The organism is Candidatus Thiodiazotropha sp. AKAK3, from assembly GCF_058244645.1.
Window position 1 is genome coordinate 192,851 of record NZ_JBSYOQ010000050.1, and the last position, 22,291, is coordinate 215,141.

Here is a 22,291-nt window from a genome sequence, read left to right on the forward strand (position 1 = left end):
CCCTTATTGAATGCCAACGTAGGGCGGAAGGACGACAACTGCGCCCAGGCTTCCACCTGGAAAGATATCGAACGTGGTGAGCTCTTTTTCAGCATGTGAGTGCCATACAAGAAAGTAACCACCGAATGGATTCAGACCACCTTCACCCGGAGGCAGATCGCCTGTGTCACCCAGGAAGGGGCTACCACTCCACCAACCACCCAGTGTCATATCGCCAATACCAGGAATGTTGACCAGGTTGGAGAGCGCCTTGCCATGGTCATCGCAGAACTCATGCTCATAGGTACTGCCTGCTGAAACGTCACCAAAACCGTCACCATTACCATCAATACAGACGTGGTTGGTATCGTGTCCGTAGATATCCCAGTTCAAGTTCTTACCTGACCAGGTCCAGAGGGCATCAACGGTCTGCTTGGGAGCTGAATTAATAGTGTTGTCAGAACGCCCTAAATTGGAAACCGCACCATCAGAGGTAAGCATTTTGCCATCACGACCTATGAATCGCAGGTTCTCACCATGGTAATGCATTGGATGTGAGTCCTGACCTGCATTGACATTGCGTACCAGGACGTAATCACCAGGATGGGCCATTACCAGTGACTCATAAGGCTGATGAGGAAAGAGATTATTGAAGTCCCCTTGGAAGAGATCGGGGAAAACCCGGCCGTTGATAAACCAGACCTTGGCATAACGGTCAGAGTTGGTGAAATGCTCGAAGTGACCCTTCTCCATCTGAATATGGATATCGGGATCGATCTCTGTCATCAGATAGAGATTTTCCTGATCATAGTCAGTCAGGGTGCCCGCACCGTAGGCAGTACGACTACCGTCTGCAGGACGCACAATCATCACACCCTGCAACCCCATTTCAGCATGCAGACCCGGATTCGAGCCATCAAGACTGTGGTAGATATAGGTACCTGGACTGCCAGCAGTGAAACTGTAGGTCACTGACTCGCCAACATCGGCTGATTGGGTTACCAGACCTGGAGAACCACCGGTTGCTTCCAGATTATGACCTGTCATGACGATGGATACCGGATTAGGCACACCGTAATTGGTCAGGTTGATGGTAATCGCCTGACCTTCCTGAACAATCAAAGTCGGCGCAGGATATTGAGGCAGTGCATAGCCATCCCCTTCCTGATGGGTTGCTCCGGTTCCCCCATCGCGATCACCAAACCCCCACATATAGAGGCTGGTGCCTTCTGGCAGGTTCATATTGAAAGGGAAGCTGTATAGGTTAAACACCCCATTTGTATCCGGCATAATGCCGCGGATGTCGTGTGCCGCCTGAGCCTGCGCCCAGGGAAGCAGACTCGCAACACCCAACATCAGGACGCCCATCAGCCGTCCAGGTTGTTTGAGTAATTTTCTCATCATCATTATCTCCTAGCTCGGCTTGGCTTTAGTTCACGACGATCTCAGTGATCATGCCGCCATCGAACTGTGTCATGTTGCTCATCTGGTGGAGTTCAGTTGTATGCAGGAAGTAGGTCCCTGGTGCGATGTCTGCTGTCTCGACAATCACGTCAAGCGTCTCACCACCACCGAAGTTCAGTGAAGATGCGGTGTGATAGAGGTTCTTACCATCTGCACCTCGCATGTGGCGAGCACCGGTTCCGACTACTGTCATCTTCAAACCAGGCGCTGAAATGGTCCAGAAGCGATCCAGTCCCACATTGGAAAGTCTCAGCAAAAGTCTCTCACCCTGGTTAACTTCAATAACTGAATCCAAAGTTTGGGAGGGCGTACCATTGTTAAGGATTTCACCAGGAGTGCCGGTGACCTTACCCGTTGCGTCATCGACAGGAGGAGGAAGAGCACCTGCTCTGACTGTGTCAGGATAGCCTCGACCATTGAACTGCGGATATTCACCCTCCAGTAGCGCGAATGGCAGAGGTTGAACAAACAAACTCGCATCATGGAAATCGGCATCAAAACTGGACAGTTGCAGGGCCACCTCATGATCAAACGCTGTGCTGCCATCGTCGTCGTTGTAGACATACCCTAAAGGTGCGCCCAGATCAGTACCGCCTTTTCTTGTGGCAATCGGGCAGCCTGGATTTGGACTCACACAACCTGTCTCATCCTGACGAGGATGTACATAGAGGTTGGCCAACATGCCCATCTCCATATGCTCTGTGGCTTCCACATGGCAGTGATAGAGATAGGTGCCAGGCTCGACCACATTGTAGTAGTAGGAGAGGGTCGCACCCATGTTGATACTGATCGAAACCTCAGGCACACCATCAAATACTGCAGAGGCATTAGGAAAGCCATGCCAGTGAATGGTGTGTGGATCGAACAGATCGGGACGTATCACCGTACCCACGTTGGTCAGGTTGAGCCAGAACTCATCTCCCTCATCAAGTTCGATGGTAGGGCCCGACCACTCAGCATCGAGGATACCGTTGGCGATGACATTCGACTCAGCGGTTCCAGTCTGATTACCAAAACCGAAGATATACATCGGATTGTCATCAGACATGACGGCGAAACCGTCACCGGCAACCAGGCTCATACATTTGTGGTTATCCGGAGCCAATGGATCATCAATCACCGCATCACCGTTGCTGTCACCGGGACACTGGATATTGACCACCGCAGCGGCGCTGCCCATGAAACCCAGCAGCGTCAATGCAATGGCTCCCGCGAGTGTATTTTTGCTAAACGTTTTCATTGGGCGTTACTCCTCGTGATCTTGTAACCGCCTGGCATAATGACAAAATAACTTTCTTGCTCTGTTTGTCCTTTGACCTGCGCCTGGCCAGGCGCAGTCAGGGACAATTCAATTGTTGGTTTTGACTTATTCATTTAAGGCACCATCTCATCAGCACCGATGTCGGACTGACCAGCTGCTGGTGTCCTCGCATCATTGTCAAAGTCAACACTCAACAGGCCACTGGCAGGGGTACTGCCACCGTTGTTGATTGCAGCTGAACCAACAGCCAGATGGTAATCAAACAGGGTTGCTCCAGCTGTACCCGGCTCTACCAGAGACAGAGGACCGTAAGCTACCTGTATGAAGTTGCCACCCTCGTCGAAAGCCGCTGCTGTCTGCAGCCCAATCGCTTCGTTGAACAACAAGGTGTTGTTACGTCCTACGTTGAAGTACTCGTTGGCAAAGCCAGGATCACCAGTGATATAGGTGTTGTTTGTACTGTAAGGCGTACCTGCCAGGAGCAGTGATCTAATCGGATTGAGACTAAAATCAGGGCTTACTCCAAGACCGTTCAACACTGCAAGATCACGGGAAACATCATCCATTGAGGCCACTGTCGCGATATCGCAGTTAGCGTTACCGACAGGTGCCGCAGGCGTATCACAGGTCACTGGTACCAGACTGTTTTCAATCACCAATGTGTTTGGATCATCAAAGTTGGTCCAGAAGAATGAACGGTTGTGATAGACAATCGAGTCACGCAGGATCGGATCAGAGAAATCAGAACCCTGTGGGCGATTACCAAACACATCCGGATCGACAAATACATCACCAAAGTTCTCATCCAGGTTCAGCAGCTGATCCATCACATCACTGTGATAACGGGAGACGATACCCGCTGGCATAGCTGTGGAGAGATTTGGTGAGCCAGGTGCGAAAGCCTGAGATCCGGTAGCTGTAGAGTCGTTGTTGGCGACTGTGTTATTACGGATAAAGACCTTAGGTGAATCCAACAGGGCCAAGGCGCCTGCTACACCAGCAACGTTGTTGTCGATCATGTTGTTGTAGACCAAGACACGATACCAGGGACCACGTGCACCCAGATTCTGGCCAATATCCTGACCATTGATGCTGGAGAGCATGATACCGCTACCGTCACCGGCACCTGCCAGGTTACCCCGGATCAGGTTGGCGTCGATGGTGACATGACCTGTTCCAGGTGAGAGCAACAGACCTGTCTCATCCTCTGGAATAAGTGCTGGCAGACCTGTAACCAGGATACCACCACCTGCCGGCGCACTGCCGGGAGTCTGACGGAAGGTCTCATTGAAAAGGATGGTGTTATCCTCGATCAGACCGTTACGCGAGAGACCCTGGTGAGCGATACCGCCACCGCCGCCCTGGCTGAAGTTACCGCATACCCAGTTCTTCTGTACACGATAACTGTCGCTGCCGGTATTCAGAGAGATACCGCCACCTGCACCGTTAAGGGTACCGTTCTGGCTGATGTGGTTATGGTGAATACGAACTCGGTCGTTGACAGCATCATCATAGACCAATGAGCCAACAGCCTGGTTCGGATTGCCATCCACAAAGCTAGGATCGTTTTCATTGGCAATGGCGTGAGTCAGGTCAGGATGACCGATACGAATACCACCACCGTTGAAGCCTGAGTTGGCAGTCAAACGATTGTTAGCAATATGCAGGAACTGGTTAAAACCATTGGCGATGATACCGCCACCGGTGCTGGCACCGATAATGGTGAAACCATCGATTCTGGCGCCACGGTTACGGGGATGACCAAAGCGGTTGATGCCGTTACGTACACCGGCAACAAACACGCCTGCACCCTCTTCCGTTGGGAAGGCACCGTTGTTCAGACCAGGAAAACCGAAAGGTGCATTTACCTGACCTGGTGTCTGGGTAATGGAACCATCATCCACCAGATATTGGGCAAGTGCACGCCAGGCGATAATCTTCTCAGTCGGTGACTTTCTGGCATTGATGGTTACTGCACCAGCGCCCCAGCCTTGGAGCTTAACCGGCTTGTACATAATGACCATCTCATCGTACACACCAGGTGCAACCAGAATCAGATCACCAGCCTCAACACCAGGCTGACCTTCCAGTGGATTACCAATAGCTGACTGAATAGTAGGATATTGGGCGCTTGGAATATTGACTACGTTGTAGTAGGTACCATTACCGCGCAGACCCATCTCAGTGCCGTTAACATCAACACCAACTGTCAGTGTTACACCGATAGGTGTTTCAGCACCATCACTATTAACAACGGTCAGTTGATATTCACCTGCTGCTGTACCGGCGGGTATGGCTGCGAAGATCCGGTTACCGTTTCCACCTGTTACTGTCAGCTGGGAGCGAGTGCCAGTGGCGTCCTCAATCCAGGCTTCAGCAGCTGCTGAGAAGCGATAGTCACGGGTCGTTGTCTTCAGCGCCAGATCAGCACCATCCCACTCTGGATTAGGTACAACAACGTTGTTACCCATAGAGTTGATGCGAATCTCCTGGCCTGGCAGAGCGAAAGGACCGCCACCGCCACTGCTGTTTCGACGCTTCACCGATGAGATCATCGGAGTTGAGTCTGGGCGTTCGCAATCGACCGGGAACTGTCCAGGACCAGCAAAAGCCGCAACCTGAACCACTGGGGTATCCAGATAGGTAATGGTTCCCGGCATATACTGGAAGGTGTAACAGAACTGGCTGTACTGAGTATCGAAGTAAGGATCGATAATCAGCGCCGACTGTCCGTTCTCATCAATACCATCACCATCAGTATCTGCAGTTGGATCATACTGTGGATTCTTGATCGGACCGGCGTCGTTCATGCAGGAGACCAGCATGTTAGGTGACATACCGGAAGGCATCGGCAGATTGGCTGTAGAGGTCGAAGGCACCAGAGCGTCAAAGCGACCATACTGATCGGCATAGACCCGGTTCACCAGATCACCATTCCAGTCATAGAAGGCGACTGGCACATGAGGTGGTGCATACTTCTCACCAAAGCTTGGTGCGCTTGGATCGAACTCATTGGCCAGATCGTTCAGGATGACACCTGAAATATTGCCTGCCTTAGGTACATGAGTCATGACGAAGAACTCAGCTGCAGCATTCTGTGCAGATGAGAGCGGGATCTGTTTCATGTCACACAATGGGCGGGTATCACCTGCGAAAGGTGCATAGACCCCTTCATCTCCAACCAGAGCCGGATCGATCAGATTGGCATCACCTACTCCTGCATCACCGCTGCCATCTTTGGTGACCATGGTGAGATATTGGGGCACAACATGAGGTTCACCTACGCATGATGGTGGAAGAGCCTGTAGATCAGCCCGCCAATCCTGGCCTTCACCTGGGATGTACTCATCACCGAAGTCGACGTTCTTATGTTCCTCTCTAAGGTTTTCGTACCCTGGAGGGGTCGACATCTGCACGATGTAGTCGCTCGGCAGCATACCTAGTTGCAGGTTATCCGCCTTAGCAGGATCGATCGCACGAACCGCGGCATCAGCACTTACCAGATAGTTCTGGATGTCTGCTACAGCGGCTGCGGTGTTACCGCCAATATTTGTCAGATGATCAAGATCATAGTCCGCAAAGGCAAAGCCACCATCAAATACAGCATCACGTAGCTGATTGTAGTTTCGCAGTCCGTCAAAACAGCGGTCATCGGCAATTGGAGGATCGACAATAGCGACACCCACATTGTTTCGCCCCTGACACCCTTCTGGAATGCTGTCGTCCCAGCTGTCAGTGTAAGTGACCTGCAGTGCATCGTTGAGATCAAATACGCCGTTACCTGCACCAGGATTCTGGATACAAACGCCATTTGCATCAGGCGTATTGGTCCAGTTGTAATCTATATCCTCATCTCCAGGGAAGTTACCGAACGGATAGTTATCGACGTCGGCATAACTGACACAGCCGTTAAGATCGATATCATCGATTACACCGTCATCAGGTTGAGCGATACCATCGTTATTCCAATCCACATCACCATAGGTTGCTTCACCAAAGGCATCAGTTCCATTCGGGAAGCTGGCACCTATTGGAAAGGAGTCGATGTCACCATCTGCATATAGAGCCAACTGCACTCTTGGCATACCAGGCTCCCATACTTCTGCAGCGGCTCCCTGAGGATCGTCTTCGGCACGGGTGGTGGCATAGAAAACCATACCTGAAATGCCGCCATTTTCACCAACGAATTTCGGTAGGACAGGTGGGAAAGTAGTAAAATCAGCCTCGGTGAAACCGATATAGTCGGTCTTACCAAATTGCATCACATTGGTTTGTCCAAGAAAACCCTGGATACCCATCGTCAAAACCTGGCCGGTCTCTGTGCGAGAGAGATTATCACCAGTATTTGGGTTGATGGCTTCAAATCCTGGACAGCTGTTGGTCGCAGGATCGTATTGGGATGAGTCCGTACATTGGGCTTGAGGAACCAGCTCACCATAGCTTGGAAACTCTGTAGCGGTGGTGTCCACTGGACCGCCAGCGTCAACTACAAAAGTACCGCCGGTAGCTTTCTTGTTGGCAAAGCTGACTTCCGCAACCAACCAATGAAAGAAGGGGAACTTCTCATCGAAAGGCGCCAGGCCTTCACCATCAGTTGGAAAGTTCTGATAGATGGTACCATCACGCCAGCGCAGTGAGACATCCTGACTCTCAGGCCCGATTCCGGCCTCAGTTGGATCCCAGAAGCCATCCTGATCTTCATCAGAGAAAATGCCCGCATTGACTCTGGAGAACCAGTTGAAGACGCCCACATCGCCAAAGTTACAGGTGCCACCAAGATTACAGGTTCCACCAGTCGGATCGACGGTAAAGGGCTGCAAACTAATGACTGCATCCAGGTTGGCATCAAAAACAACCAGTTGATATGAACCAGGACTCAGACCAGGAATTGAAAAATTACTGTTGGTGCATGGTGTAGCGAAGACACCTTGACCACCACCGGCAGCCATGTCATTCACACCAACCCAGCAACCAGGAAAATCACGTCCACTGTAAAACTGAGAAAAAGGAGGACGGGAGATATGAATATCGGTAACCGTACCTGTGACGGTGGCAACCTGTTCCCCTGGCGTTGATGTCAACGCAGGAAAACCACCATCAGCAGTCGACTTAATGAAGCCGACGAAGACATGTGGACCAGGAGGTCCGAACTCAACAAAAGCGGCAGGCTCATTTGCCTTGACCCAGGCATCGATAACCTTACTGCCCTCGATGGTACTGGTCTGCTGCCAACCAGTTGCTTCATTGGTATCTTTGATCGGGGGCTTGATTATTATGCCATATTTACCAGGCGCCAGGTTTTTAACAAGCAGCAGGCCGTCTTCATTGGGCTGCAGTGTTCCGTTACCCAGTTGATCAATAATCGGCGCGCCATCTACGTAGCAGATGAAATTGGTGAATACATCGGTATCGGGTTGACCGTTGATATCGCAATCTTCACGATAGGAGGTACCGAGATAGTTACCGAAAGCGTCTTGAATGACCTGTCCACCAGCCTGTCCATAACGACCGGCAGGCTCTTCGAGAAAGAGGTTAAACTGAGTCCAATCCACATGACCAGGCTCACCTGGCGCTGGATTGGTCTCTTCTGGAAGATCAGGCGCACCATTGATTGGATAGTTATCATGGAAGAGAAAGATCGAGATCTGTGCAGTAGGAATCGGATAGGCCTGAGATGTCACCGTCAGATCATCAAGCATGTTATCCGGATCGTTGGCGTTTGGTAATACAGTTACCGAACCACCAGTAATGCCATGACCACTGTAGGGCAACACGGATACATAGTATCTACCAGGAGTAACATTCAAAATCTCTACGCTTGAGAGATCTGTATTGCCACTCATGCCACTGGCATCATTCTGTGCCTTTCCGACAGGTGCATAACTCCTGTGAAAGCTCAGTGAGAGCAGCTCATCAGCAGTCGTCGCCGGGGCAGCAGGATCCACCGGAAATGTGGTGTCGTCCTGAATCATCCAGCGGAAACCTTCCACTGGGTTACCTGCGCCATCCACTACATTCAGGTTAAAACGCGCAGCATTTACTGCGGTACTTAAAAAAAGCAGAGTCAGCATAATGAATATCATCGCGACTCTGTTTTTGTAACCCTGATTCTCGTTTATCATGGTTTCTTTCTCCAGACCCTAATTGGTCAACAAACTTTCCGGGGCTTGCATACAAGCCAGCCAGATATACTGGCCCCTTTACCAGCACTTGCAGCTAATCATACGTTTCCTTATATATATGGTCTTTGAGTGGTACTACGCCTTTGGCCGGGGTTCGCCCCTACCCTGCGGGTCTGAAAATATGTAGTTGAGCGGGGTAGAAACCCTACCTACCTGGTAGGGTGTTCAATTGATGGGATATGGTATACAGCGCAGTTAAATGTAATAGTTATGTTGGAGGGAATTTGACCAGGCAATCCTGGCCTCTCATTTGGAATAAGAGGGTCTGCACTCTAGTGGCCAACCAGGTAATGGTTGAGTGCAATAATTGGATACGCTGTTGAACTGTTATCTGAATTTGAATAGACGATCTAAATTCCCTGACTGACAATTATTGATGACATTCAAGCTTGCTTCGAGGTCATCCCCAACTAAACTTTCAGGGAAGCGTGTAAAACAATGGATCCTGAACTTTTAACGCCCGGCTGCTCGAGAACAAACGAAGAACATGAGCTCAGATAAAAAGAATATCCTTATCGCAGAAGATCACACAATTCTGCGCGCCGGATTAAAGGCATTACTCACATCGAATCCAAATTTCGAGATTATTGGGGAAGCTGATAACGGGCGGGATGCCATCCGAAGAACCATAGAACTCAAACCCGACCTTGTGATTATGGATTTAAATATGCCTGGTCTCAATGGAATGGATGCGGTCAGGGAAATCAAAGAGAGAATGCCGGAAGTTAAAGCCCTGGTTCTTACAGTTCACAATGAAGAAGAGTATGTACTGGCAAGCCTTAAAGCGGGCGCCAATGGTTATGTACTGAAAGATGCAACCCAGAACGAATTGATGGTTGCGGCTGAAAGGGTGCTGGAAGGAAAAACCTACCTGAGTGCGGAAATTACAGAGAAAGTAGTCAACAGCTATTTACATACCAACAATGTCAATCAGGAACCACTTACCCGCTGGGACACAATTACCCAAAGAGAGCGCCAAATTCTGAAATTGATCGCAGAAGGCCACACCAATAAAAGCATGGCTGACTATCTCTGTATCAGTGTAAAAACAGTGGAAAAACACCGCGCGAATTTAATGAAGAAACTCGATCTGCACAGCGTCTCTGCATTGACCACTTATGCCTTGGAGAAAGGTATAATCAACCGCTAAGAAGATCGGTTTAGAGTGGAAAAGATGCGCGAATCTGAACGCCTTGATTGATTCCGGTATCGATTCGGATTCTACCTTCGACTGACTCTGCCCGCTCACGCATACCAACCAGACCCATGCCAATTTTACCCTGAATTTCAGAAGGGTCGAAACCAACACCATCATCAATAACCAGCAGATGAATCGCATCGTGGGCCTGTAAAAGTGAGACACTGATTGTCTTCGCTTTAGAATATTTGACTGCGTTATTCAGTGACTCCTGGACAATACGATAGATGACACTTTTGTAGTCATCAGGGATTGCGCTCTCATCAACATCAAAATCGGTTACGACTTGAGTATCGCTGCAAATTTTAGAGATTTGACGACACTGCCATGAGATAGCAGGAAGCACCCCAAGATCATCAAGTATGGCAGGTCGAATAGCACTGCAGATTGACCTGACTTCTGACATCGCCTGTTTGACCATTGAAGATATAGCCTCAAGTGAATCGCGATGTTCAGCCGGCATTGCCTGATCCTGATTTTCATCACAATCATTCAGGCAACGCTGCACATGAAGACCCATACCGGTAAGTAGCTGTCCTAGACCATCATGAAGTTCCCGGGATATGCGCTTTCTCTCCTCCTCCTCTGAAGTTACAAAGGGGTGAGAGGTGTGACTGGTTTTTTTGAGACAGGCTAAGCCGTCTGATAGATGAGGATCGGTTGGCTTGACCTTGTCGTTGATAGATATGCCTGAAGTGAGCTCCCTTTCGGTGACAGGAAAGGCTGAAGAAGAGAGTCTGATTGCGGAAATTTCATTCAGACTGATACTGCCCAACTTGTCTTTCATTAAGGTCATATATACCCTTTTTGTTTTTTATTTAAACAATGTTTCGGCTGGTAATAAAAAAAATGAACTGGTTTTGCATCACATTTTATATCTCAGCCTAATTGGGATTCATTATTTGCACGGTTCATGCCAAATAGTATATTATCCTTTAATTACAGTAAGTTATTTTTGTTACTTGATAAATCACTCTCAGTTATTAATTTGATCAGTGTAAAGTATCTCGACAGATATGCCTTTGATTCCTAAATCGCAATGGGTTAAATGCCCTATTTCATGGGTAGCGTCGAATAATTTTACACTGTTTGATAATTGTCAATGACTTGGAATCTCATCAACAGAGAAGTGTAATATCCGGGAAATTGTTCAAAAACGGGCCTACCTGCCCGTTCTTGAGAAGATTTTTAAATCCAGGGAAGGGAGAATAGAACTGTTGCCCTGTGTGGAAATCTCAAGGATTTGTCTGAGATCCCTGGAGAAGCGCTTCTACTTTTGAAATATCATCACGTGTATCCACGCCATGACCAGGATCGACCTTAGCATTACTGACATGAATCCTGCCTCCATGCCAGAGTACCCTGAGCTGCTCCAGGGATTCCGCCCTTTCGATGGGGGCGTGCTCCCAGGAAACAAAACGTGCCAGATAGCCAGCACGATAGGCATACAGACCGATATGCCGGGAAAAGCCGGTCTCCTTGGGTAAGGGGCTCTCAGCCTGCAAAAACTCATCACGATGCCAGGGAATGGGCGCACGACTGAAGTAGAGCGCATAACCCTGCTGATCCGTCACAACTTTGACCACATGGGGGTCAAACAACATATTTCGATCAGTGATCGCAGCAGACAAGGTAGTGACACCTGCGACTTCGTGTCGACTCATATCATCTGCAACCTGAGTCAGCAGCTCAGGCGGCATACAGGGTTCGTCTCCCTGCAGATTGACCACAATCTCATCCTCCCCCCAATTTTTCAGTGCCACCACCTCAGCAATACGATCAGAGCCACTGCGATGATCTGCTGATGTCATACAGATATCTGCTGAGAATGCCCCACAGACATCTGCAATCTGCTGACTGTCTGTGGCAACAACCACCTCTTCGGCTCCACTCTCGACAGCTCTCTCAAAAACATGCTGAATCATCGGTTTACCGGCAATCGGCAGCAACGGTTTTCCAGGCAGGCGAACTGAAGCGTATCGGGCAGGAATGACAACTTTGAAACCCATCGTTTTATCCTTCTGGAATCTCTTCATCTGCTGCTAATTTCCTCGCCTCTTCTTCCAACATGACAGGTATTTCGTCACGTATGGGATAGGCCAATCGATCAGCACGGCATATCAGCTCTTGCTCTTTTTTCATATACAGGAGTTTTCCCTTACATACAGGGCAAACCAAAATATCAAGCAGTTTTCTGTCCATCTAAGAGCCTTTTTACCTTCGTCAAAAATAGTTGTTCGAATTCAGGATCTACCTTCGCAGTCGCAGGTACATACCAGTGATTAGATTGAGCGTACTTTTCGCACTTTACAGCATCTTTCTCGGTCATGAGAACTGTGTTGTCACGATAAGCGGCCAAATCATCAGCGGAAAAGGGATGATGATCTGGAAAAACATGGCGATCAACCCTGAGCCCTGATAGTTCAAGCATAGAAAAAAATCGCTCAGGATTCCCAATACCCGCTACTGCATCGACACGGCTCCCTGAAAACTCGACCAGGGCCTTAGCAGCCAACTCTCCGTTAAGAGGGATTGCCATCTTGCCTGTAACACTCATCTGGTATTCATCTGTATTGGCTTGGCCGTTTACAATCACCAAATCAACACTATTCACTCTTTTTGGGGTCTCTCGCAAGGGGCCGGCGGGAAGGCAGTAGCCGTTACCAAAACGACGCTGACCATCAATCACAACAATTTCCAGATCCCGTTGCAACGCATAATGCTGTAATCCGTCATCAGAGAGAATGAGATCACATTGGTAGTTGGAAATTAACTGTTCTGCAGTTTCTGGGCGGTCTGGCCCTGCATAGACTGGACATCCACTATGTCGTTTGAGCAATATCGCTTCATCACCCACCTGCCCTGCACCACTATCGGATGTGACTTCACAAGGCCAGCTCTTCGACTGACCACCATAGCCTCTTGTGATAATGCCTGGCCTATAGCCCAACTCAGTCAGTTGCTGAGCCATCCAAACGATGAGTGGCGTTTTTCCAGTGCCTCCCACTGTGATATTGCCAACAATGATCACCGGCTTTCCCACACTCCGACTACTGAAGAGACCCAACCGATAGAACCATCTTCTTAATAGAGCAACCAGGCAAAACAAGCCACTCAAAGGCAACAGTAACAGCGTTGAAAGTCGCCGCTCCTGCCAGGAAGATTCAATCCAATTCAATGTAGAGAAAGCCTCACTCTGCTGCCGGCTTATGGGCTGAAAATGTCATCTTGGTCAAACCAAGCTGACTCGCTGCATCCATTGCGGTCATCACCGACTGGTGGGGGGTACGAGCATCTGCATTGATAATCACCGGGATATTCCCCTCTTCACCAATGGCTTTACTGATTGCCATTTTCAAGGTTTCGATTTCTGTATTGACAACTTCTCTCTGATTGACAAAAAAGGTTCCGGCAATATTGATGGTTATATCCAGCTCATTCTTTTCACGCTGAAGTTCCTCACCGGTCGCTTCGGGTAGTTCGATAAGGATCTGGCTCTCATGTTCGAAGGTTGTCGATACCATGAAAAATATCAACAATAAAAACACAACATCGATAAGTGGCGTGATATCCACCTCAGGTGTTTTTCGAGGCTTCAGTCTGAAATTCATTTCAGCGCTCTCTCTCACCGTGTATCACTTCGACCATCTTCAATGCCCGCTCTTCCATACCGATCACCAGTCTGTCGATCAGGCCAGTAAAATAACGATGAAACATCAGGCTGGGTATTGCTACAGAAAGCCCCGCAGCTGTAGTTATCAGGGCTTCAGAGATACCCCCCGCCAAAACACCGGGATCACCTACTCCTGAAGTCACAATGACGCTGAAGACTTTGATCATGCCGATGACCGTACCAAGCAGACCGAGCAGTGGTGAGATCGATGCAATCGTGCCTAATGTATTGAGGTAACGTTCAAGCTCGTGCACAACCTGACGCCCAACCTCTTCGATCGCCTCTTTCATCACATCTTTGTCATGATTTCGATTGACCAGCCCAGCGGCAAGTATTCTTCCCAGAGGTGAACTGCTTTTTAACTTGTTCAAGTCCGCCAGGCTCAGTTTATTCTCCTGGTGAAGCTGTAGAATCTGCTTCATCAGATAATCCGGCATAACCTTTTTGTGCTGCAGGGACCAGAAACGCTCAATGACGATACCCAATGCAACGATGGAACAGATGATGATAGGCAGCATCAGCCATCCGCCAGATTTTACAAGTTCAAACACTTATCCTTTTCCTTTTATTGCATTTCACTAACAGATCGCTCGATCAGGCCATGTTCCTAATGTGCCGTGCAGTAAATTCGGCAACTCTCGTCCGCACCACAAGTCTCATTGGCAAGCAATACGAGCGGCGACTAGCAGTCTCTAGATCACGCAAGCCTAACACAGCCAATGGCGCTTGTGGACAGGCCCATATGAAGCGATTCGTTGCGCCTCTGGGAGAGCCCGATATTCACTCCCTATTGTGCCAGTATCGACCATTTAACACCCGGTAGAGCCGAGGCAGTGGATTTTTTTCTCCAGCTGCAATTCGAAATTCAATCGCACCGCTCAGCGCCGTATTCAGATTATCAGCACCTTGAAGCCGCCAGCGTTCAATTACCTCAGGTCTGGGGAAACCATAGCTGTTTTTGTACCCAGTTGAAAATAGAACCCACTCAGGATCGACAGCGGTCACAAACTCAGGGGATGAGGAGCTGTTTGAGCCATGGTGTGGTGCCACGATCAGTTTCGATTTCAAATGCTCAGGGCTCTGATCTATCAATTGCTCTTCAGCCGCTTTTTCAATATCTCCCGGAAGCAGAATGCCCCAATCGCTGCTGACTATCTTCAGCACGCAGGAACGATCATTACGTCTCTTATAGCTTGCCTCTGCGGTTGGATGGAGTATCTGAAAACTGACACCATCCAATGACCACGCTTCTCCAGCGCGACAGGGTTGAGCCTGATCAATCAACTCCGGCTCTCCAGCCAATATTCTCTCAGTAGGAATCGCTTTGACGAGCGTCTCCAAACCCCCAGCATGATCCCTGTCTCCATTACTCACCAGTAAAAGATCGATCTGGTCGTGACCACGCGATCTGAGGAACGGAATGATAACTGATTCAGCCGCATCCTGAGCTGTACCACGCTTTGGTCCTGTGTCGTAGATTATCAAATGATTACTGGTCTCTATAACACAAGCCAGCCCCTGACCCACATCCAGTAGTGTGAACCATAATTCACCCTCTTCTGGCCGCTCCGGTGTCGATAGCAGAACAGGCAGACAAAGCCAGATCCCCATCCCCCTTCCGGGAATGCCACTGGGCATAATCAGAAGCAGGCACCCAACCAAAGCAGAGAACCAGAAGAGCGTCTCTTGTGCCGGCAATTCAGAGACCGCGAACGACAGAGTTGAGAACCATTGCAGGGTATCGAAGGTCATCCCGGAGAGGGTGCCGAGCCAGTTAAACCAGATCTGGGCCAACTCAGGAATAAGCAAAGCAGGTAAACCAATCAGCATCATCGGCACTAAAACCATACTGAACCAAGGCACCATTATCAGATTGACCAAGGGCGAGATCATAGAGACCTGACCAAAGAAGAGAAACAGCACCGGCAGTAACCCCAGGGTAACGGCCAGCTGTATTCGCACTCCCTGGCGCCAACCACGCATTGGAACAATTCGCCCTCCCATATGCCACAATATCACTGCCACAGCGATGAAAGAGAGCCAAAAACCGATACTCAGCGTTGCCAATGGATCGATCAGGACAACCAGAAACAGGGCAAGCAGCAGGCTTCGTCCAAACTGCACACGATAGCCAAGAATCACTGCACCAAGGGTGGTCACCAACATCAGCAGTGCACGTTGTGTGGGGAGCGTAAATCCTGCTAAGGCGGCGTAGCCTATTGCTCCCAGCAGAGCGATCAGGGCACCCGCCTTGAGTGCTGGCCAGATCAAACATAGCCTGCTGCTACGACGCCAGAGCCAGGATCCTGTAATCAGTAACCAGCCGGCAACCAAACCGACATGCAAACCGGATATCGCCATCAGATGGTTGGTTCCCGTGCTGCTAAAGACCTGCCAGGCTTGTTGATCGATGCCCCGCTTGTCACCGACAGCCAGCGCCTTCAATAGTGCCGCAGCTTGAGGTGCTTCTGTATAGTGGTCTATGGCACCGGCAATGCTTTGACGTAAGCGCCCTATCCATGATGGAATCAATACAGCATCAATTTGCTCATTTCCCTGCCACTTCCGAACATATCCTTTGGCATCAATCTGCTGTAGAAACAGCCAACGTTCATGATCGAATCCTGCAGGATTCTGAGTGCCTCTTGGCCGGATTAATCTCACCTTCAAACGCCAGCTATCTCCGACTTTCAGTGGTTGGTGGGCGCCGTACCAACTGAGTTGGACATGAGAAATTTTGTACGCCACATCGTCAGCATCATGAAGCGAGATTACACGCATCCGAAAATGAGAAATAAGACCACGCTTTACGGGCAGGGAATCCACCACCCCTTGCAGAACCATATCACTACGTTCTAATGAGACAGGCAACTGCTGTTGCAGGGAGAAGCTGGCATGAAGTAGACTCCATGCAAGGCCTATAAAAAGCCCCAGCCATGGACGTAACTGAGTGAATCGCCAAAGGAATGGTACAAATAGAAGTAGTGACAGCCACTTTAACCCAGGCAGGGCATCCAGTTGATGAAACAGTGTTGCCCCTATAACAAAACAGATAAGAATCCAATTCATGACTTCTCCTTGTCACCATCCATTCCCTTTCCATCAGGTATACTCTATCTTTTAGTATCTCAAGAGTTTTTCATGGAAGAATCAGTTTTTAGATCAACCAGCAGAGGACATTTCCCATGCTTTGCTGATGCTTGCAATCCGGTTGCACCCACTAATAGCCATTGAGACCGTTTTTTAACAACAGACATGCCAAAACGACTCATCAAACGTCTGCTGCCCCATCACGACCAGGTGCGTAATCACAAACACCTGCAGATATTTGGCAATCTACTCCATGACCCCAACCTCTGGCACCTGAATAGACACTCTGTCTCAGGCGCATTCGCAGTAGGCCTTTTCATGGCCTTTTTGCCCTTCCCTTTTCAGATGGTTTTTGCAGCTGCCGCAGCCATCTTTTTCCGGGTCAACCTACCTCTCTCTGTTGTCTTGGTATGGATTACCAATCCAATCACCATCCCCCCTATGTTTTATTTCGCATACCGGGTAGGAACTTCAATCACTGGTGATGAAGCGACACTGGAGCCTTTCCAATTCAGCGTGGAATGGCTGCAGAGCGCCGGTTTTGATATTTTGATCCCTCTGATCGTCGGCTCACTGGTCTGCGCCACAATCTCATCAATCATTGGTTACAGTCTGATTCTATGGATCTGGCGCTGGCGAGTAATAGAAAAATGGAAAAGTCGACGACGTAGATGTCCATCCCCAAAAGTCTCTAAATGAGCCTTTCTGCAGGGCCACTGATTTACTCAATATGTTTAGAGCTACTGATTAGCTAATCTGCCATCTACTAAATGCAACGTCCGATCCATGCGCGCGGCTAGATCCACATCATGAGTGACCACGATAAAACTGACCTTACGCTCTGTATTAAGCTGTAACATCAATTCATAGACCTGCTCTGCTGTTTTTCTATCCAGATTGCCTGTTGGCTCATCGGCTAAAACACAAGCTGGGTGGTGAACCAGGGCTCTTGCCAATGCGGCCCGTTGGCGCTCACCACCAGAGAGTTCGTTGGGTTTATGGTGTGTCCGCTTGGCCAAACCAACCTGTTGCAGCATTTCAGCCGCCTGATCCCGGGCACTAGTGACCGATTGACCACCTATCAACAGTGGCATCGCCACATTTTCCAAAGCGGTAAATTCCGGTAGCAGGTGGTGAAATTGATAGACAAAGCCCATGCTTTGATTTCTTAACTTTCCTTTATCCCGTTCATTGAGACTCAGCAGATCCTGACCATTGAGGATGATCGAGCCTGAATCCGGTCTATCCAGTCCACCAAGGCAGTGCAGTAAAGTGCTCTTTCCTGAACCGGATGCCCCAACGATGGCTACCCGCTCCCCCTCTTTTAACTGCAAGCAGACATCCTGCAGAACCTCCACATAGAGATCACCTTGTGCGAAAGTCCTGACCAGATTACTGGCTTCCAGTACTAAACCAGCTTCACTCATATCGCAATGCCTCAGCAGGCTGGGTGCGGGATGCTTTCCACGCTGGATAGAGTGTTGCAATCAGCGTAATCAGAAAGGCCATGCCACCAATAAACAACATATCGCTGGTATGGGGATCTGATGGCAGCTTGGTGATGTAGTAGATACTGGGATCGAGAAAGTCGACGCTCAATGTGCGCTCTATCCAACTCACAATCTCTTCCACATTGTGGGCCAGCAGCATGCCCCCGGCCATTCCGAGAATGTTCCCCACAATACCGATTGTCGCCCCCTGAACCATAAAAATCCCCATAATCGACTGGGGTGATGCGCCCAAAGTACGCAGGATTGCAATATCTGACTGTTTATCAGTGACAACCATAACCATGGTCGAAACTATATTGAAAGCTGCCACAGCAACGATCAGGGAGAGGATAATGGTCATCATCCGTTTCTCGGTTCTTAGTGCAGAAAAGAAGTTTCGATGCTGCATAGTCCAGTCGCTGATACGGTAATAGCCCCCCATCTTCATCGCCAACTCACGGGAAACCTGAGGTGCCAGATAGAGATCATCCAATTTCAATCGAATACCGGTAATCCCATCCTGCAAACGCATCAGTTTCGCTGCATCTATGATATGCAGAATAGCAACACCACGGTCATACTCTCCCATACCCACCTGAAAAATGGCGCTGACCCTGAGACGTTTCAATCGTGGCATTATCCCGGCAGGTGTTACGTTGACCTGTGGCGTTACCAGGGTGACCCTATCGCCAACTCCAACATCCAGAACTGAAGCAAGTTCACGCCCCAGAACAATACCGTAATCTCCTGGCTGCAATGTCTCTATCGATCCATGGATAATGGATGATATAACTTCAGAGACCTCACCTTCCTCTTCTGGCAAGATCCCCCTCAACAGCACACCACTGACTTTCTGACCACTGATCAACATGCCCTGCCCCTCAACATAGGGGGCTTCTCCGATCACATGGGGATATTTGGCAGCTTCAGATTGAACTTCCCGCCAATCTGTCAGCTCCCCATTGACGCCGGAAATTGTTGCATGGGAGGCCATTCCGAGAATCCGTTCACGGATCTCTTTGTGAAAGCCGTTCATAACTGATAACACAACAATCAAAGCCACAACCCCAAGCATGATCCCGACCATGGAGATCATTGAGATAAAGGAGATGAAGTGATTTCGACGTTTTGCTCGTGTATAGCGCAGGCCGATAAATAATTCGATCGGTTTAAACATAGCTCGGCATTAAAACACAAAGTTGCCACTAAACCGCATACCCTGGCAAAAAAAATTACCTGAATTGATTAGATTATGAAATCTGTCAACTGCATCTGGGTTTTATGCAGTTCACGCTTTTCATTCCGATTAATTGCTCATGGTTTCCTATAGTTAGACAAGAGTGCTATATTCCTTCTTGAAGAGACAAATTCGGAGTTGCTCAGATGAGTTTTCGCATTACCGCCCTATCCATCACCCTGTTTGCCTGCCTGATATCTCAATCCGTCACTGCGGAAGTGCTGTTGATTGATTCAATCGACACTGCACCGATCAACAGTGAAGAGGGGATACCCCGTCCTAGCCGCAGTATGACAATGGACCAGGTAAGTCAGCGATTCGGTCAACCCAGCGCAGCCCATCCCAGTGTGGGCGATCCCCCTATCACCCGTTGGGACTATCCGAGTTACTCTGTATTCTTTGAATATAACCATGTATTGACTTCGGTACTGCACCGCTAGGTTTTTCCTGCTCAGGTTCGCTAGCCTCGGACTTTGCTTGCTTGACTGGCGATTCCTGGGGATCTCCACAGCTCCCATTGGCTAACAGCTACCGCGTTTGCCAAAAAAACACCCCACGGAGTGTCCGGCAGTAATTCTTGACAATTTTACTAAGTTTTTTATACTCCCCCGCAAACCTATCTCTAATAGATCATTCGGCAGGCCCCCAAGCCGTCAGGTAGTAGAAATGACAAACAATACTTCAGCAACTTTGATGCACTCCATTATTCAACGCATCGCCACTGGCCCGGAACTGAGCAAAGATATCTCACTGGATGAGGCCAGGGAGGGTATGTCAGCTATTCTTCGAGGTGAGATCGACGATGTTCAGACCGCTATTTTTCTGATAGCTCTGCGTATGAAGCGGGAAACCGATGATGAAAACAAGGGTGCTTTAGAGGCGATTCTGAATATTTCTGATAGTCGTACAGCCAACGTAGAGGAGCTGATCTCTTTGGCTGACCCCTATGACGGCATGAATCGAAATCTGCCTGTTGCCCCGATGATTCCGGCTCTCCTCGCTGCTTGCGGACTGCCCTGTGTCAGCCACGGCCTCGATGCAGTAGGTCCCAAGTTTGGTGTCACCCACCGCCATATTCTTCAGGCAGCAGGTATCAATGTCGATATGAGTCTGGATGAAGCGGTATCCCGCATTGAGAATCCCGAGTCAGGATGGGCCTATGTGGATCAAAAGACCTTCTGTCCGGGCCTTCACGACCTGACCGACATTCGCAAAAGAATTATCAAACGTCAGGTGCTGACAACGGTTGAAGTTCTTGCAAAACCGATTACAGCACAAAAAAAGACTCACCTGGTCACCGGCTATGTTCATAAGCCATATCCAGCAAAATATGCTTCACTTGCTCGCTTTGCAGAATTTGAGGGATGCCTATTGGTGCGCGGCACAGAGGGTGGTGTAATCCCCTCATTGAGACAGCAGGGTATGCTCTTTCGCTATGACGATATGGGAGAGGAGCAAGCGGTGGAAATCTCTCCGGAAAGCCTGTCGATCAAGCAGTCTGTTCGCGCTGTTCCCTTACCTGATCATCCCGCCATCAATAACAGCGGTGATGACGTCGCACGTATATCTGATGTCTCACAAGCAGCACAACTGGCCGCTGATACCGGCTTGCGTGCGCTTCAAGGTGAACCAGGCCCTGCCTATGACTCACTGGTCTACAGCTGTTCATTGTCTCTATGGCATGCTGGCCGACATGATTCCCTTGAAAAAGCTGCCGCCCAGGTTCGACAGGTTCTGGATTCAGGTAGAGCTGCTGAACGGCTCGTATAGTGGATGTAAAAATGCAGGAACAATGGATCAAGGTCGCAGCCGCTGATGAATTGCCTCCAGGCAAAATGAAGCGATTCGATTTCGAACAACATCGCTATCTGATCGTCAACGCAGAAGGTCAAATATACGCTGTGAATGATCAATGCAGCCATGAGGATGTTTCGCTCTATCTTGGCTGCATTCAAGGACAAAACATTAAATGTTCTCTACATGGTAGCCGCTTTTGTCTTAAAACAGGTCTACCTCTGGAAGAGCCGGCTACAGAGGCAATTGCTACATTTCCTGTCAAAATAGAGAATAATCAAATACTAATACAGCTAAAAAAATAGCCGAAAGACTCCCTTTTGGTGACCTGGATCAAAATCAATTGCTTCCTACACTAGCGGAGTCAGGGTAATTACTATATATTCCACCTCATAAAAATTCTGCCTGATAAGGCATTACCATTTCACCACCATACAATGTTCCGGGGGTACAATCGGTGAAATTTCTTTTAATGTTGGCAGTCGCTTTCTGCATGACTCTCTTTTGGCAAACGTCCAACATTGCTGACAGAACCCCTAATCTCCAGAGTTTTGAACAAGAGCAAGTCATTATCAAGGCGCCACAAGCCTCCTAAGATCTACTCTATGCACACCTGATTTCAGGAGTGCGTATCCAAACACCACACTTGCAACATCCTGTATCGCTTTATCAAATGGTAGGTCCCATCGATTTTCGTGACCTAATACCGATTTATGAGTAAAAAACAGTTCGATGTTGAATAAATTCTGGCATTCCGCTGTCCTAGTTTGGGAATATTAACCCACACATATAGATTGAACGGATAATTCACTCGGCTAATTGGCCCAAAGCTTTTTTTTGTTGAGACTCCTGTGTGAGTTCAGGTATTGTTGTCAGGCTAGGTTCTGCTAACAAAACATTAAAAATAGAGGCTGTTAAGCGTA

18 protein-coding genes are annotated in these 22,291 nt (G+C 49.0%); 5 read left to right on the top strand and 13 right to left on the bottom strand.

What is annotated here, in order from left to right; translation table 11 throughout:
• Window positions 1-3: 3 nt before the first annotated feature.
• Genes AC4IE7_RS11250 through AC4IE7_RS11265 form a run of 4 tightly spaced genes read right to left on the bottom strand, consistent with a single transcriptional unit; the run spans window position 4 to window position 8,826 of the window.
• Complete coding sequence (locus AC4IE7_RS11250) at window positions 4-1,386, bottom strand: multicopper oxidase domain-containing protein (RefSeq protein WP_490776937.1); 1,383 nt, start codon at window positions 1,384-1,386, stop codon at window positions 4-6.
• 22 nt (window positions 1,387-1,408) lie between these two features.
• Window positions 1,409-2,683, bottom strand: a complete 1,275-nt coding sequence (locus AC4IE7_RS11255) for a multicopper oxidase domain-containing protein (protein ID WP_490776938.1) — start codon at window positions 2,681-2,683, stop codon at window positions 1,409-1,411.
• A complete protein-coding gene (locus AC4IE7_RS11260; RefSeq protein WP_490776939.1) occupies window positions 2,680-2,817 on the bottom strand; it encodes a hypothetical protein in 138 nt (45 codons plus the stop codon). The genes AC4IE7_RS11255 and AC4IE7_RS11260 overlap by 4 nt, the downstream gene beginning before the upstream one ends.
• Entirely contained in the window at window positions 2,818-8,826 is a 6,009-nt protein-coding gene (locus AC4IE7_RS11265; protein ID WP_490776940.1) for a right-handed parallel beta-helix repeat-containing protein, read from the bottom strand. It lies immediately after the preceding gene.
• A gap of 547 nt (window positions 8,827-9,373) precedes the next feature.
• Here AC4IE7_RS11265 and AC4IE7_RS11270 point away from each other — a divergent pair.
• Window positions 9,374-10,036 (top strand): response regulator, encoded by a 663-nt coding sequence (locus tag AC4IE7_RS11270; protein ID WP_490776941.1) that lies wholly within the window; start codon window positions 9,374-9,376, stop codon window positions 10,034-10,036.
• Between the two features lie 10 nt (window positions 10,037-10,046).
• Here AC4IE7_RS11270 and AC4IE7_RS11275 read toward each other — a convergent pair whose 3' ends face one another.
• The 7 genes from AC4IE7_RS11275 to AC4IE7_RS11305 all read right to left on the bottom strand — a co-directional run bounded on the left by AC4IE7_RS11275 (window position 10,047) and on the right by AC4IE7_RS11305 (window position 16,826).
• Window positions 10,047-10,880, bottom strand: a complete 834-nt coding sequence (locus AC4IE7_RS11275) for a sensor histidine kinase (RefSeq protein WP_490776942.1) — start codon at window positions 10,878-10,880, stop codon at window positions 10,047-10,049.
• 439 nt (window positions 10,881-11,319) lie between these two features.
• Window positions 11,320-12,093, bottom strand: coding sequence for a 3-deoxy-manno-octulosonate cytidylyltransferase (kdsB, locus tag AC4IE7_RS11280; RefSeq protein ID WP_490776943.1), 774 nt, complete (start codon window positions 12,091-12,093; stop codon window positions 11,320-11,322).
• A 4-nt stretch (window positions 12,094-12,097) separates the two neighbouring features.
• Complete coding sequence (locus AC4IE7_RS11285) at window positions 12,098-12,286, bottom strand: Trm112 family protein (protein ID WP_490776944.1); 189 nt, start codon at window positions 12,284-12,286, stop codon at window positions 12,098-12,100.
• Window positions 12,267-13,262: a tetraacyldisaccharide 4'-kinase gene (lpxK, locus tag AC4IE7_RS11290; RefSeq protein ID WP_490776945.1), complete on the bottom strand. Its 996-nt coding sequence runs from the start codon at window positions 13,260-13,262 to the stop codon at window positions 12,267-12,269. Before lpxK ends, AC4IE7_RS11285 begins: the two co-directional genes overlap by 20 nt.
• A gap of 13 nt (window positions 13,263-13,275) precedes the next feature.
• On the bottom strand, window positions 13,276-13,695 hold the full coding sequence (locus AC4IE7_RS11295; RefSeq protein WP_490776946.1) for an ExbD/TolR family protein: 420 nt from the start codon (window positions 13,693-13,695) through the stop codon (window positions 13,276-13,278).
• Window position 13,696: 1 nt separating this feature from the next.
• Complete coding sequence (locus tag AC4IE7_RS11300) at window positions 13,697-14,308, bottom strand: MotA/TolQ/ExbB proton channel family protein (protein WP_490776947.1); 612 nt, start codon at window positions 14,306-14,308, stop codon at window positions 13,697-13,699.
• A gap of 229 nt (window positions 14,309-14,537) precedes the next feature.
• Window positions 14,538-16,826, bottom strand: coding sequence for a DNA internalization-related competence protein ComEC/Rec2 (locus AC4IE7_RS11305; protein WP_490776948.1), 2,289 nt, complete (start codon window positions 16,824-16,826; stop codon window positions 14,538-14,540).
• Window positions 16,827-17,012: 186 nt separating this feature from the next.
• Here AC4IE7_RS11305 and AC4IE7_RS11310 point away from each other — a divergent pair, with 186 nt between their 5' ends.
• Window positions 17,013-17,546, top strand: a complete 534-nt coding sequence (locus AC4IE7_RS11310) for a DUF2062 domain-containing protein (RefSeq protein ID WP_490776949.1) — start codon at window positions 17,013-17,015, stop codon at window positions 17,544-17,546.
• Between the two features lie 41 nt (window positions 17,547-17,587).
• Here the strand turns inward: AC4IE7_RS11310 and lolD are convergent, their stop codons facing one another.
• Window positions 17,588-18,274: a lipoprotein-releasing ABC transporter ATP-binding protein LolD gene (gene lolD / locus AC4IE7_RS11315; protein ID WP_490776950.1), complete on the bottom strand. Its 687-nt coding sequence runs from the start codon at window positions 18,272-18,274 to the stop codon at window positions 17,588-17,590.
• Complete coding sequence (locus AC4IE7_RS11320) at window positions 18,267-19,514, bottom strand: lipoprotein-releasing ABC transporter permease subunit (RefSeq protein WP_490776951.1); 1,248 nt, start codon at window positions 19,512-19,514, stop codon at window positions 18,267-18,269. Before AC4IE7_RS11320 ends, lolD begins: the two co-directional genes overlap by 8 nt.
• A gap of 206 nt (window positions 19,515-19,720) precedes the next feature.
• On the opposite strand from AC4IE7_RS11320, the gene AC4IE7_RS11325 reads away from it, so the two are divergent.
• From AC4IE7_RS11325 to AC4IE7_RS11335, 3 genes are all read left to right on the top strand, one after another.
• Window positions 19,721-20,014 (top strand): hypothetical protein, encoded by a 294-nt coding sequence (locus tag AC4IE7_RS11325; protein WP_490776952.1) that lies wholly within the window; start codon window positions 19,721-19,723, stop codon window positions 20,012-20,014.
• A 226-nt stretch (window positions 20,015-20,240) separates the two neighbouring features.
• On the top strand, window positions 20,241-21,344 hold the full coding sequence (locus AC4IE7_RS11330) for an anthranilate phosphoribosyltransferase (RefSeq protein WP_490776953.1): 1,104 nt from the start codon (window positions 20,241-20,243) through the stop codon (window positions 21,342-21,344).
• 11 nt (window positions 21,345-21,355) lie between these two features.
• Entirely contained in the window at window positions 21,356-21,673 is a 318-nt protein-coding gene (locus AC4IE7_RS11335) for a non-heme iron oxygenase ferredoxin subunit (RefSeq protein WP_490776954.1), read from the top strand.
• The last annotated feature ends 618 nt before the right edge of the window (window positions 21,674-22,291 follow it).

Excerpts from the sequence above, each read along its gene's own strand:
- AC4IE7_RS11250 (WP_490776937.1), bottom strand. The coding sequence starts at position 1,386 with ATGATGATGAGAAAATTACTCAAACAACCTGGACGGCTGATGGGCGTC.
- AC4IE7_RS11255 (WP_490776938.1), bottom strand. The coding sequence starts at position 2,683 with ATGAAAACGTTTAGCAAAAATACACTCGCGGGAGCCATTGCATTGACG.
- AC4IE7_RS11260 (WP_490776939.1), bottom strand. The coding sequence starts at position 2,817 with ATGAATAAGTCAAAACCAACAATTGAATTGTCCCTGACTGCGCCTGGC.
- AC4IE7_RS11265 (WP_490776940.1), bottom strand. The coding sequence starts at position 8,826 with ATGATAAACGAGAATCAGGGTTACAAAAACAGAGTCGCGATGATATTC.
- AC4IE7_RS11270 (WP_490776941.1), top strand. The coding sequence starts at position 9,374 with ATGAGCTCAGATAAAAAGAATATCCTTATCGCAGAAGATCACACAATT.
- AC4IE7_RS11275 (WP_490776942.1), bottom strand. The coding sequence starts at position 10,880 with ATGACCTTAATGAAAGACAAGTTGGGCAGTATCAGTCTGAATGAAATT.
- kdsB (WP_490776943.1), bottom strand. The coding sequence starts at position 12,093 with ATGGGTTTCAAAGTTGTCATTCCTGCCCGATACGCTTCAGTTCGCCTG.
- AC4IE7_RS11285 (WP_490776944.1), bottom strand. The coding sequence starts at position 12,286 with ATGGACAGAAAACTGCTTGATATTTTGGTTTGCCCTGTATGTAAGGGA.
- AC4IE7_RS11295 (WP_490776946.1), bottom strand. The coding sequence starts at position 13,695 with ATGAATTTCAGACTGAAGCCTCGAAAAACACCTGAGGTGGATATCACG.
- AC4IE7_RS11305 (WP_490776948.1), bottom strand. The coding sequence starts at position 16,826 with ATGAATTGGATTCTTATCTGTTTTGTTATAGGGGCAACACTGTTTCAT.
- AC4IE7_RS11310 (WP_490776949.1), top strand. The coding sequence starts at position 17,013 with ATGCCAAAACGACTCATCAAACGTCTGCTGCCCCATCACGACCAGGTG.
- lolD (WP_490776950.1), bottom strand. The coding sequence starts at position 18,274 with ATGAGTGAAGCTGGTTTAGTACTGGAAGCCAGTAATCTGGTCAGGACT.
- AC4IE7_RS11320 (WP_490776951.1), bottom strand. The coding sequence starts at position 19,514 with ATGTTTAAACCGATCGAATTATTTATCGGCCTGCGCTATACACGAGCA.
- AC4IE7_RS11325 (WP_490776952.1), top strand. The coding sequence starts at position 19,721 with ATGAGTTTTCGCATTACCGCCCTATCCATCACCCTGTTTGCCTGCCTG.
- AC4IE7_RS11330 (WP_490776953.1), top strand. The coding sequence starts at position 20,241 with ATGACAAACAATACTTCAGCAACTTTGATGCACTCCATTATTCAACGC.
- AC4IE7_RS11335 (WP_490776954.1), top strand. The coding sequence starts at position 21,356 with ATGCAGGAACAATGGATCAAGGTCGCAGCCGCTGATGAATTGCCTCCA.